Source organism: Owariibacterium komagatae (genome assembly GCF_045865535.1).
Taxonomy (GTDB): domain Bacteria; phylum Bacillota; class Clostridia; order Oscillospirales; family Ruminococcaceae; genus Ruthenibacterium; species Ruthenibacterium komagatae.
Genome location: NZ_AP031406.1, coordinates 1,063,543 through 1,077,635, shown reverse-complemented (window position 1 = coordinate 1,077,635; position 14,093 = coordinate 1,063,543). Strand labels below are relative to the sequence as shown.

General features: G+C 56.3%; 15 protein-coding genes and 1 tRNA gene. 5 read left to right on the top strand and 11 right to left on the bottom strand.

The genetic code is table 11. The features are described from left to right. From ACKTS9_RS05420 to ACKTS9_RS05405, 4 genes are read right to left on the bottom strand one after another with little or no spacing between them, the layout of a single operon-like run. Positions 1-972 carry a glycosyltransferase family 2 protein gene (locus ACKTS9_RS05420; protein ID WP_349215711.1) on the bottom strand — a complete coding sequence of 324 codons (972 nt, stop codon included), beginning with the start codon at positions 970-972 and terminating at the stop codon, positions 1-3. Positions 973-1,002: 30 nt separating this feature from the next. Further along, a complete protein-coding gene (locus ACKTS9_RS05415; RefSeq protein ID WP_349215712.1) occupies positions 1,003-1,869 on the bottom strand; it encodes a DegV family protein in 867 nt (288 codons plus the stop codon). A 4-nt stretch (positions 1,870-1,873) separates the two neighbouring features. Further along, positions 1,874-2,371, bottom strand: a complete 498-nt coding sequence (locus ACKTS9_RS05410) for a tRNA (cytidine(34)-2'-O)-methyltransferase (protein WP_349215713.1) — start codon at positions 2,369-2,371, stop codon at positions 1,874-1,876. A gap of 6 nt (positions 2,372-2,377) precedes the next feature. Continuing rightward, positions 2,378-3,214 carry a pyridoxamine kinase gene (locus ACKTS9_RS05405; RefSeq protein WP_349215781.1) on the bottom strand — a complete coding sequence of 279 codons (837 nt, stop codon included), beginning with the start codon at positions 3,212-3,214 and terminating at the stop codon, positions 2,378-2,380. A 178-nt stretch (positions 3,215-3,392) separates the two neighbouring features. Here ACKTS9_RS05405 and ACKTS9_RS05400 point away from each other — a divergent pair, with 178 nt between their 5' ends. After that, entirely contained in the window at positions 3,393-3,578 is a 186-nt protein-coding gene (locus ACKTS9_RS05400; RefSeq protein WP_349215714.1) for a hypothetical protein, read from the top strand. A 52-nt stretch (positions 3,579-3,630) separates the two neighbouring features. Here the strand turns inward: ACKTS9_RS05400 and ACKTS9_RS05395 are convergent, their stop codons facing one another. Then, positions 3,631-4,494 (bottom strand): YitT family protein, encoded by an 864-nt coding sequence (locus ACKTS9_RS05395; RefSeq protein WP_349215716.1) that lies wholly within the window; start codon positions 4,492-4,494, stop codon positions 3,631-3,633. Positions 4,495-4,653: 159 nt separating this feature from the next. Continuing rightward, positions 4,654-4,727 (bottom strand) — tRNA-Gly (locus tag ACKTS9_RS05390). A gap of 171 nt (positions 4,728-4,898) precedes the next feature. On the opposite strand from ACKTS9_RS05390, the gene ACKTS9_RS05385 reads away from it, so the two are divergent. From ACKTS9_RS05385 to ACKTS9_RS05370, 4 genes are all read left to right on the top strand, one after another. After that, the gene (locus tag ACKTS9_RS05385) at positions 4,899-5,159 is read left to right on the top strand and encodes a hypothetical protein (RefSeq protein WP_349215717.1); all 261 of its coding nucleotides are present in this window, start codon (positions 4,899-4,901) and stop codon (positions 5,157-5,159) included. A gap of 37 nt (positions 5,160-5,196) precedes the next feature. Then, the gene (locus ACKTS9_RS05380; protein ID WP_349215719.1) at positions 5,197-6,075 is read left to right on the top strand and encodes a PHP domain-containing protein; all 879 of its coding nucleotides are present in this window, start codon (positions 5,197-5,199) and stop codon (positions 6,073-6,075) included. Positions 6,076-6,199: 124 nt separating this feature from the next. Further along, positions 6,200-6,451 (top strand): TIGR03905 family TSCPD domain-containing protein, encoded by a 252-nt coding sequence (locus tag ACKTS9_RS05375; protein WP_349215720.1) that lies wholly within the window; start codon positions 6,200-6,202, stop codon positions 6,449-6,451. Between the two features lie 136 nt (positions 6,452-6,587). Beyond that, positions 6,588-8,846, top strand: a complete 2,259-nt coding sequence (locus ACKTS9_RS05370; RefSeq protein ID WP_407879420.1) for an ATP-dependent Clp protease ATP-binding subunit — start codon at positions 6,588-6,590, stop codon at positions 8,844-8,846. 40 nt (positions 8,847-8,886) lie between these two features. On the opposite strand, the gene ACKTS9_RS05365 is transcribed toward ACKTS9_RS05370, so the two are convergent. The 5 genes from ACKTS9_RS05365 to ACKTS9_RS05345 all read right to left on the bottom strand — a co-directional run bounded on the left by ACKTS9_RS05365 (position 8,887) and on the right by ACKTS9_RS05345 (position 14,080). Further along, on the bottom strand, positions 8,887-10,416 hold the full coding sequence (locus ACKTS9_RS05365) for a beta-glucuronidase (RefSeq protein ID WP_349215723.1): 1,530 nt from the start codon (positions 10,414-10,416) through the stop codon (positions 8,887-8,889). 152 nt (positions 10,417-10,568) lie between these two features. Continuing rightward, the gene (locus ACKTS9_RS05360; RefSeq protein WP_349215724.1) at positions 10,569-11,090 is read right to left on the bottom strand and encodes a TetR/AcrR family transcriptional regulator; all 522 of its coding nucleotides are present in this window, start codon (positions 11,088-11,090) and stop codon (positions 10,569-10,571) included. A 213-nt stretch (positions 11,091-11,303) separates the two neighbouring features. Beyond that, entirely contained in the window at positions 11,304-12,125 is an 822-nt protein-coding gene (locus ACKTS9_RS05355) for an alpha/beta fold hydrolase (RefSeq protein ID WP_349215725.1), read from the bottom strand. Between the two features lies 1 nt (position 12,126). Further along, positions 12,127-13,239: a Gfo/Idh/MocA family protein gene (locus ACKTS9_RS05350; protein WP_349215726.1), complete on the bottom strand. Its 1,113-nt coding sequence runs from the start codon at positions 13,237-13,239 to the stop codon at positions 12,127-12,129. 16 nt (positions 13,240-13,255) lie between these two features. Continuing rightward, positions 13,256-14,080 carry a sugar phosphate isomerase/epimerase family protein gene (locus tag ACKTS9_RS05345; protein ID WP_349215728.1) on the bottom strand — a complete coding sequence of 275 codons (825 nt, stop codon included), beginning with the start codon at positions 14,078-14,080 and terminating at the stop codon, positions 13,256-13,258. Positions 14,081-14,093 lie beyond the last annotated feature (13 nt).

Sequence of the window (14,093 nt, the reverse complement as noted above, 5' to 3'; positions counted from 1 at the left end):
TTAGTTATCCTCGCTCTTCTGATGGTCAAAGGTGGTTTCACTGATGATGTAACGGGGCCGGGCCTTGGTTTCGTTGTAGATTTTGCCGATGTACTCGCCGATCACACCCAGGCACAGAAGCTGGACGCCGCCCATAAAGAAGATGGCGCAGGCCATGCTGGCCCAGCCGGAAACGGTGACGCCGAACAGCTTGGTCAGCAGCACCCACAAGATGCCCAGGAAACTGGCCAGACTGATGAGAAAACCAAGTCCGGTGATCAGCCGGATGGGTTTCACCGAAAGGCTGGTGATGCCGTCAAAGGCAAAGTTCAGCATTTTCTTCAGCGGATAATGGCTCTCGCCGGCAATACGCTCGGCGCGTTCGTAATACACGCTGGTGGAGCGGTAGCCGACCAGCGGCACAAGGCCGCGCAGGAACAGGTTTACTTCCTGGAACTGGGCCAGCCCTTCCAGAGCGCGGCGGCTCATCAGGCGGTAGTCTGCGTGATTGTACACGGTGTTGGCACCCAGGGCGTTCATGACTTTATAGAAGCCCTCTGCGGTGGTGCGTTTGAACCAGGTGTCCGTCTCCCGCTTGGAGCGCACGCCGTAAACCACGTCGCAGCCCGCCAGGTACTCGTCCACCATACTGTCCATGGCGTTGATGTCATCCTGGCCGTCGCAGTCAATGGAGATGGTGATGTCTGCCAGATCCTTGGCGGTCATCAGTCCGGCCAGAAGGGCGTTCTGGTGACCGCGGTTGCGGGACAGGCACACGCCCACATAGTGTTCATCCTGCCGCGCCAGTTCCTGAATAATTTCCCAGGTTTTGTCCTTGGACCCGTCGTTTACAAACATCACGCGGCTCTTTTCAGCGATTTTGCCCTGTGCGGTCAGGTCCTGAATTTTCTTGAGAAACATGCCGCTGGTCACGGGCAAAACTTCCTGTTCATTGTAACAGGGAATCACAATGTATAAAATCGGTTTTTGCAACTTGAAAACCCCCTTTTCTCCTACGATCGATCAGCGGCGCTTCGGGCCGTTGAACACCACGGCCACCGCGTCGGGACCGGTATTGGTGGCCACAGCCGCACCCAAAGAAAACAGCGTTTCAGGGCCGTAACCCAGTTCTTTTTTACACAGCTTGGCCAGCATTTTGCAGTTTTCCTCATCGGTGCCGCCCACAAGATAAGGCGTTCCGGGCTGAATGCGCCCTTTTACGTATTTCACAAGGCCCGGCATCACCGCCAGATCTCCCCGGACTTTGGCGGGCGTGGCAGTCTCGCCGTCAATGATGGAAATGATGGGGCGAAGGCCGAGCAGCTCGCCCGCAAAGGCAGCAGCCGCGGAAATGCGTCCGCTCTTTTTAATGAAGCGCAGGGTATACACCGAAAGCGCCACTTCCATGGAGGCAAACTGCTCTTCCAGATATTCCACTACATCCCGCACATCCGCGCCGTTTTGCAGCTTGCGGGCCGCCTGGCACACATGCCAGCCATACGTCATGGAATAGGTGTGGCTGTCCACAATGTGAAATTTTAGTTGGCTGTCCGGGTGCTCTTCCCGATACTGACGGCTGGCAAAAACCGCGTTCTGATAGGTATTGGAACCGGTGGAGTTGATGGCCACATACAAAACGTCCGTGTATCCCTGTTCGTCGTAATGGGCAAACTGCTCCAGAAAGCGCATGGGCGTGATCTGGGATGTGACGGGAATGCCTTCGCACTTGGTCAGCATTTCGTAATATTCTTCGTTGGTAAAATCCTCCCGCTCGGTGTAGCTTTTTCCGTCCACCGCAATGTAAAAGGGAAGGATGTCAATGCCGTATTTCTGCTGCAATTCCGGTGAAATGTCACAGGCGGAATCCGTAAAAACTGCAACTTTTCTCATACATTCACTTCCAATCGTAGTTTCTTAAATGCCCCTGGTCCAGAAGACCGTCAAAGTCCCATTGGCGCAGCGTTTCGTATACGCCGATGGCCACCGTATTGGACAGGTTCAGGCTCCGCGCGTCGTTGCGCATGGGCAGGCGCACGCACCAGGGCTGGTTTTCAAACAGCAATTGTTCCGGCAGCCCTGCATCTTCGCGGCCAAACACAAGATATGCTCCGTCGGGATAGCGCACGTCGGTGTAGCGCTGGGGCGCCTTGGTGGTAAAATAATAAAAAGGACCGTTGTTTTTGGCAAAAAAATCCTTCAAATCCTGATAGTATGTTATATCAAGCATGTGCCAATAGTCAAGGCCGGCACGTTTCAGCTTTCGGTCATCCACTACAAATCCCATGGGTCCCACCAGATGCAGCCGCGCGCCGGTGCAGGCGCAGGTGCGCGCCACGTTTCCGGTGTTTTGCGGAATTTGAGGCTCCACCAGTACAATGTTCAAAGTTGGCAAGTAGAATCATCCCTCTTTTGGTTTTGTCAAATCACTCAGCACACGCTCGAAGGCAGTGCCGAAACGCGGGTCTGCCCCCATGCGCAGTGTCTCGGCTGCTGCTCTGGCCACAAAGCCGGCCGCCAGTTCCACGCTGTCGGCCAGGCGGAGGCCGCGGGTCAGCGCGCCGGCAAGAACAGACGCAAATAAATCGCCGGTGCCCGGATAGGACTGCGGCACCGGGTCAAAAGGCAGGAAACAGAACGAATTGTCTTCCTGCCAAAAGGCGTTGCCGTGCGTTCCGTCGCTCAGGCGCGCGCCGGTAATGACCAGCCCGCGGGCACGGGGAAACGCCGCATGAAGCCGCTCAATCCGTTCTGCCAGCTGTGCGCGGTCAAACGGGGAATCATCGGGCTCCAGGCCAAGCAACACGGCGCTTTCTGTGACATTGGGGCACAAAATATCGGCCATTTTGCACAGGTCCGTCATGGCACTGCACAACGCAGGCGTCACGCCGCGATACAGTTTTCCGTGGTCGGCCAGCACCGGGTCCACCAGTTTGCAGGCGTCCGGGTTTTGCGCAAAGGCGCGCCGCACCAGTTCCGCGTCGGCTGCGTCAGCCAGATAGCCGGAATAAACGCAGTCAAACGAGAGTGAAAGGCGTTCCCAATGGGCCAGCGCGTCCCGACAGAAGGCTTCGGTGCGAATCACGGCCGGAGTGCCAAGACCGCCGGTGTGCGTGCTCAGCAGAGCTGTGGGCAGTGGGCAGGCCTGTACTCCCATGGCGGAAAGAACCGGGAGAATTACCGTCAGACTGCATCTTCCCACACAGGAAAGGTCATGTATGCACAGAACACGCTTCATCTGTTCCACAAAAAGCCTCCTTGCTCGCTCCACAGATACTGTTAGTATACCACATTCCGGGAGTGCGGAGGATGAAAAATATGCGAAAAGGGAAATTTTTCCCTGCAAATACAAAAAAGCAGGGGGCAAACTAACAGCAGATGCCAACAAGCATCCAAGCAAAGGAGGACGAACGACCATGTATAAAAACACAAAAAGCATGATGAGCGGTGCCGCGATGGGTATGCTGGCCGGCAGTGCGCTGGGGGCTGTAGGGGCATATGCCGCACAGAAACATCCCCGTGAAGTGAAAAAAGCCATGAAAAAAGCGGCGCACACCGCGCAGAAGGCCATGAATGGGATCGATAAGATGATGTCTTTTTAAAAGACGCTGCATTGAAAAAAGCCAGGGCGAAAACGCCCTGGCTTTTCCTGTGTTATTCGATGGGCTTTTGGTAAAAGCCGCCGAAGAAGGTTTCGGTGGGAAGTACATTGATAATGATTTTCGGGTCCACCTGCTTCATCAGATGAACGATGTCCTGCACCTCGTAAGAAGAGACCACCGTGTGCAGCAAGCTGATTTTCTGGCCGCTGTAGCCGCCGTGTCCGTCCAAAACGGAAATCCCGTGGCGGAAATGCGCGATGTACTCACGGACCACGGATTCCGCGTCATGGGTGGTGATTTGGAGCGTGACCCGTTTGTAGCGGTGATAAAATGTGTCGATGGTTTTGGTGGAGATAAACTGACACATGATGGAATACCCCGCGTATTCCCAGCCGAACAGATAGCCGAACAGACACAGCATGCAGGCGTTGAAGACGAAAACATACTGCCAGATGGCGTGCCCGGTTTTATTGGAAACATAGAGGGCGATAAAGTCCGTTCCACCGGTGGAAGCGTTGCCTTTCAAAGCGGTTACAATGGCGATCCCGTACAGGAACCCGCCAAAACAGATGTTCAAAAGGACGTTGTCAAAGAGCGCCTGAAAATGCGCGTATTTTAAAATGGTACTGGCCAGAAACACCTGAAGCAGAGAGAAAATCACGAATTTTTTTCCAATGTGCTTGAAACAAAAGGCAGCCACCGGAAGATTCAGCGCGATCATGCCCAGCGAGGTGGAAAAGTGGATTCCAAACAGAGAGGTGATTTTTTCGATCAGCACGGCCACACCGGTGAACCCGCTGGAAAGAATTTGCATCGGCGTGAAAAAGACCTGAAGGGTAAAGGCCTGCAAAAATGCAGAGAAAATAACGGCGATGAGCGTAATAGCGTATCGCCGGACGGTTTGTGCACGATTCATAGACATCTCCTGTTCTCCAAGCCGTTTGAAAGGATGAGCTCCTTTTTGAGTATGGAGGGTTTTCGCTTGTTTGTCAACCGCCCTTTCAAAGGGAGGTGCTGCTAAAAAAGTGTGGGGATGGGAAAGTAAAAAAGCCCGGGTCATACCCGAGCTTTTTGTTGGAGCAGATGATGGGAATCGAACCCACACGGCCAGCTTGGGAAGCTGGAGTTCTACCACTAAACTACATCTGCATGCCGTATGGTTTATTTTAGCCTCTTTTCTCCGTCTTGTCAATCTTTTTTCACACGGGCCTTGAAGACGGGTTGGTTTTACATGTTTTGCCAAAATTTACCATTTGAACCGAGTATACTGGAAATCAAACATGGAACGCGGGCCGGGGCCTGCAAAAGAGGAGACAAAAAATGTTGTATCATCTGTTTGAGGAAACGATCAGCGATCCCGCGCTGGGGACCTATCAGACGTACGGAGTGCAGGGCGGTGGTGTCGTGGTGCATGATGTGGGAACAGATCCGGACTTTGTGCGCGCGGTGGTGGCTGCTTTGAATGCGTACGATGTGGAGCCGTGTCATGTGTGGGACATTGTTGAGGATTTTCTGGACGGGGAGCCGCTGCCCTATCAGCCGGGGCAGACTTGTCAAGAATCCGGCGTGGGTGTAAGATAAGGGCAGGCACATTGTGTGCTGAAAAGGAGGCCTTTTCATGCCCGGCGATTTACATACACATACCAATTTTTCCGATGGATCATCTGATATTGAATTGCTCCCGCTGCTGGCCCGGCGTGCCGGCCTGACCAGTCTGGCCGTGTCCGATCACGATACGGAGCTGTGCATCCAATACGCACAGCAGCATCCGGTGGATCAGGGCGTGCGCCTGATTCCGGCTGTGGAGATGACGGGTTTTGATACTCGCAGAGGCCGGCGGGTCCACATGCTTTGCTATTGCCCGGAGCTGACGCCCGGCCTGCTTGCTTTTTTTCAACTGATGAAGGACCGGCGAAATGCCGTCACCAGCCTGAGCATTGATGAGCTGGAAAAGATGTACCCGCAGTTTACCCGCGCCGCGGCCAAAGCGTTTTCCAGGCGCAGCGGCGTTACCTACAAAACACATTTGATCCGGCTGCTGTATGAATATGGTTATACGGACGGCATTTATAAAGACCTTTACCGTGAGTTGTTTGGCCGCGGGGGAAAAGTGCTTCACGACCCCGCGTATGAGCCGCTGGAGAAAGTGCTGGATCTGATTCATGAAGCGGGCGGCGTGGCTGTTTTGGCTCATCCGAGTGTGTACCAGAGCATGGAGCTGGCGGAAGAACTGGCCAGCGAAGGGCGGATCGATGGCGTGGAAATTGATCATCCCCGCAACACACCCGAGGACCGGCAGGCGCTGCACGTGCTGGCGGAGCGCTGGAATCTGATCGTGACAGGCGGAACGGACTTCCATGGCATGCACATGTCCAAACCTACGCCACTGGGAGCGTTTACCACCAGCGATGAGATGATCGAGCGCATTTGGAAGCTGGCAGAACAAAAGAAGCAGGCGAAGGTCGTTCCGCATTATGGAAAATCTGACGAATTTTAAAGAGAAAAATCAGCTCTTCCGGGAGTTTTGCCAAATTTTCAGGAAAGCTTTTGTCTATGTTGTATCTGAAAGCGTGCTGTGCTAGAATGAAAAACGACAATTGCACGTTGGAGGCGCAGCAAAGATGACCTATACACGCAAAAACAGAGGTGTTTGTTCGGTATCCACCACCGTTACGCTGGCGGATGACGGGACCATTGAGGACGTGACGGTGTTGGGCGGATGCAGCGGCAACCTGAAAGGGATTGCATCACTGCTGAAGGGGATGCCCGCGCAGGAGGCCATCCAGCGGATGGAAGGTCTGACCTGCGGCAGCAAGAGTACATCCTGCCCGGACCAGATTGCAAAGACGCTGCGGGAAGCGCTGGAGCAATAAGCGCGCCAAACGAAAAAGAGAGGGTTTCGCCCCTCTCTTTTTTCTTTTGCACAAACCATATTTTGGCGGATTTAAGGCCGCCGGGGCAGCCCATACTTTCAAGCGGGACAAGCAGCAGGAAAGGCGGGCGATTTTATTGTTCTGGTACAAAGGATTTGCAAGACAGGCCGGCGCGGTGATTCATGACGCCATTCGCGTGGCACAGGAGATGGGGCATACTTACGTGGGAACGGAACATCTTCTGATGGCGCTTCTGCGAACGGATACGACGGACGCGGCCTGCTATCTGGTGGAAAAACAAATTTACGGTTATCGGGTGGGGCGTGTGCTGACGCAGCGTGTGGGACAGGGCAAACGAACGCATCTTTCCGCCCGGGATTTTACCCAGCATCTGTCGGGCTGTCTGGACTATGCAGTGCTGGAAGCCAAGGCGACAGAGGGCGGAAAAGCGACTCCCACGCATTTGCTGACAGCTTTGCTGGAGGTGCCGTGCGGTGCGGGCGAGGTGCTGGCACAGCTGGGGCTGGAACCGGCCCTGGCCGCCAAAGAATATGGAAGACGAAGCGGCAAGCTGCCGTTGTACAATGCGCCGCCGCCCCGGCCCCAGGGAAGGCCTGCCGGCCGTGTGGCGGAAAAATACAGCCGCGACCTGACGCTTCTGGCGCTGCATGGAGAGATCGATCCGGTGCTGGGGCGGGACGATGAGATTCTTCGCATGGAGCAGATCCTGGCGCGCCGCCGCAAAAACAATCCCTGCCTGATCGGTGCGCCGGGCGTGGGAAAAACCGCTGTGGTGGAAGGGCTGGCTTTGCGCATCGCCCAGGGAAAGGCGCCGGCCATTCTGCGGGAAAAGCGGATTTTGGCGCTGGATATCGCCAGTTTGGTGGCAGGAACCAAATACCGGGGAGATTTTGAAGACAGGTTCAAAAATGTGTTGTCCGATGTACAGCGGGCGGGCGATACCATTTTGTTCATTGATGAGGTGCATGCCATCATTGGTGCGGGCGCAGCCGAAGGCGGCATCGATGCGTCCAGCATTTTGAAGCCCATGCTGGCGCGCGGTGAGATTCAGATCATCGGCGCCACCACAAGCAGCGAATACCGAAAAATTGAGAAAGACGCGGCCCTGGCCCGGCGCTTTGGCACCATCGACGTAGCGGAGCCCACTCCCGAAACTGCTTTGAAAATTTTACAGGGGGTGGCCCCCTGTTACGAAAGCCACCACAATGTGACGATCGAACCGGAGGCGATTCGCGCGGCGGTGCAGCTGTCGGTGCGCTATCTTCCGGAGCGAAATTTGCCGGACAAGGCCATCGACTTATTGGATGAAGCCTGCAGCGCCGCCTGTATCTCCGAGAAATCGGATGGACGCATCACGGCGGAATTGGTGGAGGAAGTAGTGTCGCGGCAAAGCGGCGTACCGGCAGAACGGCTGTCGCAGTCCGAGTCGGCGCGCATGGCACATCTGGAAGAGGAACTGGAACGATGTGTAGTGGGGCAACAGCCGGCTGTGCGAGCGGTGGCTTCCGCTCTGCGTTGTGCACGTTTGGGCCTGGCCAGTGAGACCCGCCCCATGGGAGCATTTTTGTTCCTTGGTCCGACCGGCGTGGGAAAAACCGCACTGGCCAGAGCCCTGGCAGAATGCTGCATGGGAAGCGGAAAAGCGCTGATCCGTTTTGATATGTCCGAGTATATGGAAAAGCATACGGCAGCCCGGCTGATCGGTGCGCCGCCGGGTTATGTGGGATACGGCGAGGGCGGTCAACTGACGGAAGCGGTGCGGCGCAGGCCGTACAGCGTGGTGTTGTTTGATGAAATTGAAAAGGCGCATCCGGATGTGTCCAACCTGCTTTTGCAGATTCTGGAAGATGGCCGTTTGACCGACAGCGAAGGCCGCGTGGTGGATTTTCGCCATACGCTGATCATTCTCACTTCCAATCTGGGCGCCAAACATCTGGTGGGGCAGAAGGGCGCGCTGGGCTTTGGCGCAGCCGCACCCGATCAGGCAGTGCGCATGCAGGTTTTGGGAGAAGCAAAGGCATTTTTCAGTCCGGAGCTGCTGGGCCGCATGGATGAGCTGCTGGTATTTCAGCCTCTGGACAAGGAGAGCCTGCAGATCATCGGGAGTCAGATGCTGGCGCAGCTGGAAGAGCGTGCAGCCGGGCAGGGCATTGTGCTGGAGCATACGCCGGCCGCGCTGCGCCTGCTGGTGGAGAGCGGGTACGACCCCGCCTGCGGGGCGCGCAGTTTGCGGCACGTGATTACGCGCAAGGTGGAGCAGTGCCTGGCTTCGCAGATGCTCTCGCAGGAGGGAGACGCCTTTCTGCTGGACGCAGCCGCCGGAGAACTGACCCTTCGTCCCTGCGAACCGGCCTGTGCAGCGGCAGGAATGTAAAAAACGCCCGAAGCGTCTGCTTCGGGCGTTTTCGTGTTTTTTAAAGAACCAGGAAGGTGACGCTGGCGGGCGCAAGCTCCACCGTGCCGGCGGGCTGTGCGACAGGGCTCAAATCGGGCAGATCAAACTCACCCGAAAGCTCCAGCGGCCGATCGTTCAGGTACATCACCGGGCTGCGCAGCGTGGGCGCGGAAAGGGTGTAGCGCTGTGCGTCCCGCGGCAGTTCCACGGTGGTGGTATCGGTCAGAGAGTTGTTGATGATGAGATACGCAACACCCGGCTTGCCGTCACGGCGGCTGTGGGCATAGACGTGCGCACCTTCACGCAGAGGCTCGCCGGATTCGTAGACCGTGGTGCCCATCAGACGATTCCACAGCAATACTGCGAAATAGTTGGGGCGGGGGTCATGAGTACGATGATCCAGGAAGCCGTAATCGGAAGAGGCCAGAGTGTTGTGGAAGATGATACCGTCGGTGATGGTGGCAAACTCACCCAGCTCGTTCAGCGTGCGCAGAACGTCCAGATAGGTGGAAGCCCAGGTGTCTCCGCCGCCGCCGGCGTCGCCGCTCTCCGTTACCCACATCTGGCCGCCGGGGCAGTATTGATCACGGCCGGGGACATTGGCACGGGCACTGCTGCCGGCCACTGCCAGATAGGCCTCGGTATGAGCCTTGGACGGGTCCCAATGGGCGCCGGGCATGACGGAAGCCAAACGCTCGGAGATGCCGTTGTAGTAGTGATAGCTGTATACATCCAGCTTTTCCTTGGTGCCGCGCATCAAATCGTGCAGCGAGGCAACCTCACCCATCAAATCCGCAATGCCGCCGCCCTGTTTGTCGCTGTTGTTGTTGCTTATGGCGCCCAGCGTTTCGTCCTCGTCGGCGCTGCCGGTGTTGCAGGGGTCGACCAGCAGGGTGTCCGGATAGTTCTCGCGCACCCAGGCAAAGAACAGATCCTGATCGCGGGCGTAGTCCGCAGCCGTGTAACCGGCGGGCGCGCCGCTGAACTGCAGCATGTTCGGCTCGTTCATGAATTCCGCTGCGTCGATGGGTACACCGTACTCCTTGCTCAGCGCGAAGATCTTTTCCGCTTCGCTGGGGTTCCAGGGCTCGTCGGCGCTGTGCAAGCCGGCACAGTTGGCCACGGAGATCAGCAGTTTTGCTCCAATTTCTTTTACGAAATCCAATACGCCGATCCACTGTTCTTTGGTCAAAACGCTCTGGTATCCTTCGGGAGCCTTGCCGCCGGTCGTACCGTCAAAATCGTAGTAGGTTTTGCTGGCCCAGGTGCCGGAAACACGCACCCAAACGGGACCGAACTCCTTGGCCAAAGCACGCAGCTTCTCATCGTACAGGTTTACCGGGGGATAGACCTGCATGGCGTTGGCGATATCCTCCAGCCCCTTGGAAGGCGGAAAACCTTCAGTTCCTGCAATCTGGCCGGGGGTGTATTCCTTCCAGAAAGTACCGCCGGTCACCTCGGTCATTTCCACGTTGTAAGACATGAGCCGCTCATCCACACGGCGCAGCTCGCGCAGGCCGTCTGCCTGCAATTTGACTTGTTGTGCCATTGTCTGCACTCCTCTGCATCAGTGTTGTGCGCCGGAAGCCCGGCGCGATTTCATCTGATCCTATTATAATCCCTGCATCACGGGCAAAACAGAGACAGAGACAGACAAGTGTGACACCCCGTTCCAAACTTTTGTGAAACACTTTGGCATTTTTATGGCAAGGAGCGATACAGCGGCTGCGTGAGCAGCTTCACTGCGATGTGCGCCATTTCCTGCGGCGTCTGCGGGTAACCGCGGCGGCGCCAGTCCCAAATCAGGGCGAACAGCCCGCACATGGAAAAACAGGTGGTGATGCGGAACCAGTCCAGACTTTCCTGCTGCGCGACCATCGTCATGCCCAGTTTTTCCTGAAAACTCGTGTAAATTGAGCGCTCGATAAACCGTCCGCTCAGGCCGCTGCGGCTGACCGCTGTCAGAAAATCGTCGTGTTCGTGCCAGAAAAGAAACATCTTTTCCATATCCTTTTCCGAAGTGCGCCGTTCCCCTTCGCGGTAGGGACCGGGAAAGCGCTCGTAATCCAGCATGATGTAATCCACCATGGCGTCAAATACGCCTTCTTTTCCGTCAAAATAGCGATAAAACGTCTTTCGCGGAACTTCGGATTTCTGGCACAGCGCCTGTACGGTCACATCTTGAAATGGGATGGACTTCAGCATTTCAAACAGGCAGTCCACAATGTGGCGCTGGCGTTCAGCGGATTGCTTTGTTTGGTAGATCTTTTACATCGATCGAGATCCTCCCGTTTCGTTCTTTTTGTCATTATAGCATGGTTTTGACAAAAGGACAAAAGCGGCTTGGTGAAGTTTCACAAAGAGGAATGTTCCGGCTTTTGCTGTGAAGGCGGGGACAACTGAAAAGAGGGACTTCCCGCGGGAAGTCCCTCTTTTTTATTCGTTTTGCGCCAAAAGAAATTCCAGTGTGACCCGGTTGTAATCTTCCAGGTGCTCCCATTCGTGCACATGGCCGCCATCCTTGCACAGGTACAGCGTGGCATTGGGGATTTTCTCGCACAACTCCATGGTTTTTTCATAGGGGACGAACAAATCGCAGGCGCCCGCTGCCACCAGCGTAGGCGCAGTGATTTTCTTCAGCCGGTCGGCGGCATTGTGGCCAAGGCAGGCGTTGCACTGCGCTTTGTAGGCATAACTGGGCATGGGGTAGGGGTATTCCGCGTCGCTTTGTGCCATCTCCAAAAGAAAATCAGGGCGGGTGTTCTGCGTTTTTTGTGCAAAGGTCATCCATTGGTTCAGCCGCTTGAAGGCTTTTTTGTCCATCACATCGATGTTGTCACGCAGCGTCTCAATGGCGGTGCGAAAGGAGTTGGACACACTGGCAAAGGTGCTGGTCAGAATCAGGGACTTGACTCTCTGCGGATGGGCGATGGCCAGTTCCTGCGCGATGGCGCCGCCCATGGAAATACCGTTTACATGCGCCTTTTCGACGCCCAGCGCATCCAGCACGGCGGCTGCGTCCCGGGCCATTTCCGCAACGGAATAGGCCTCCTGCTGCGGCTTGTCTGAGCGCCCTGCGCCCAGATTGTCCACCAGAATGCAGCGGAAATGCTCCTGATAGACCGCCACGTTGGGCGCCCATTTGTCACCCGCAGCGCCCAGCCCCATCAGAAGAAGCAGCGGAGTGCCTCTGCCGATGGTCTGTACATGCAGATGATGACCATTGATGGGAAGATCCTGTTCAAAGGCTCCTTCCATGTCAATCCCGCTCCTTTCGGGGTGTTTTGCCGTCGTAAATGTACATTTTGCGGCTGCCGCATTCGGGCAGTTCACGCCGCATGGTTTCGATCACCGGTTCATAGTTTAGGTCGGTGATGGGCAGGTCCACGCGCACGTTGCGCAGTGCGGACAGACACATGCCTTCCAGAATTTCATAGCCGTGATAGGCCGTTTCGATGTCGCAGGAGTGTACTTTGCTGTCATCGTCCAGCCAGTCGGCATATTCGGTGTAGTAAGGCGTCTGAATGGGCACCTGCTGATGATTGCGCCAGCCGGGGTCCTTGCCGGTGATCAGACGGCCGTTGGTCGCCTTGGTGCAGGCACCCCAGAATCCGTCGGTTTCAGCGTAGACGTAGCCGTCGGTGCCGTACACCGTCAATCGGTTGTCGCTGCTTCCGTATTCCGGCGGATTGTGTGCCTCGCTGAGGTAACCGCATTCAATGTAGGCGTGCACGCCGTTTTCCAGTTCCATGGTGCCCAGCAGATAGTCCGGGGCAGGGTGGTTGTCATCCAGGCAGATGGGGCCGTGCACATGTCCGCACACCCATTTGGCACGGTGCCCGCCGTTGGCCCACAGTGTGTAATCCACATAGTGCGTGCCCAGTTGGCTGAACCAGGCCTGCGTCTCCACATGGATCTTGCGGATCTCGCCGATTTCTCCGTCCTCAATGCGCTTTTTCAGGCTGCGCATTTGAGAAAGATATTTCTGCTGGTGGCACACAACGGCTTTGATGTGGTGCTCTTTGCACAGATCCACCATGGCTTTTGCCTCCTGCAGAGACTCCGCCATGGGCTTTTCCAGGGAGATGCCTTTCACGCCGTATTTGGCACCCAGTTCCATCAGGGAAAGGCGCATATTGGGCGCCACTACGAACACAAATACTTCAGGCCGGGTTTTGGCCAGCATTTCCTCTGCGTCGGTAAACTGCGGCACATCCGAAAGCCCGTTGTCATCTGCAACTTTTTTCAGAACGGCGGGATCAATGTCGCAAAGTCCCACAATGGAAAAGCGGTCCGGGTTTTCCAGCAGACCGTGAATGTGAATTTTGCCGCGGACCCCCAGGCCCATGACGGCGACTGTGTATCGATGCATGGTTGATTCCTCCTTCTTAATCAGCGCATTTGTACGGCGTAATGTAGGCGCCATCGGCCCGCACCACGGCGTCCGAATCGGTCAGAGCCTTGGGCGATTCGTCCTCGACCATAATCCAGCCGCCGTATCCCGTCTGCTCCAGATAGCGGATGATGGCGGGGTAATCGATGCAGCCTTCGCCCATGACCGCCCACTGATCCTGCGCGATGCGGTCTTTGAAATGGACGTGGCGGATCTTGTGGCGGCTGAGTTTCAGAATTTCCAGCGCGTCCATGCCGCCGTTCACGATGTGCCCGATGTCCGGGATGTAGCCAACGTCTGTCTCTTCCAGCAGTTCAAACAGCACGTCGTAATCTTCCCGGGTGCGGAACAGGGAGTTGCGCGCGGAGTTGGGATGATAACCTGTGACGATGCCGCGTTCTGCAGCGCGATCCGCTACCGATGACATGCAGCGGATCAGGTTTTTGCGGCGCTGCAGCAGTGCGGCGCCTTCCGGCCGGGGATCTTTGCCGGCGTGGTGAGAAACCATCAGCCGTGCCCGGGGAAAATGCGTCAGAAAGTCAATGGCGCGGTCGGAAAGTGCAGCTTCTTCGGGGGTCTCCTCCTCGCCGCACCAGGGCTGATGAAGAACCAGCGCGGCAAGCTCCAACCCGTTTTCTTCCAAAACTTCCCGGGTGCGCTGCGGGTCGTTGAAATAATCGCCCAGCATGCAGATTTCCGCCTCAAGCCCCTGAAATCCAGCCTGCGCGGTGACGCTGGCAATGTGGGGCAGATCCCCCGCGAATTTTTCCTGGTTCATCTTCCAGGGATACGTTTGACAACCGTAAAAAATCCTGCTCATAATCGCATGCTCC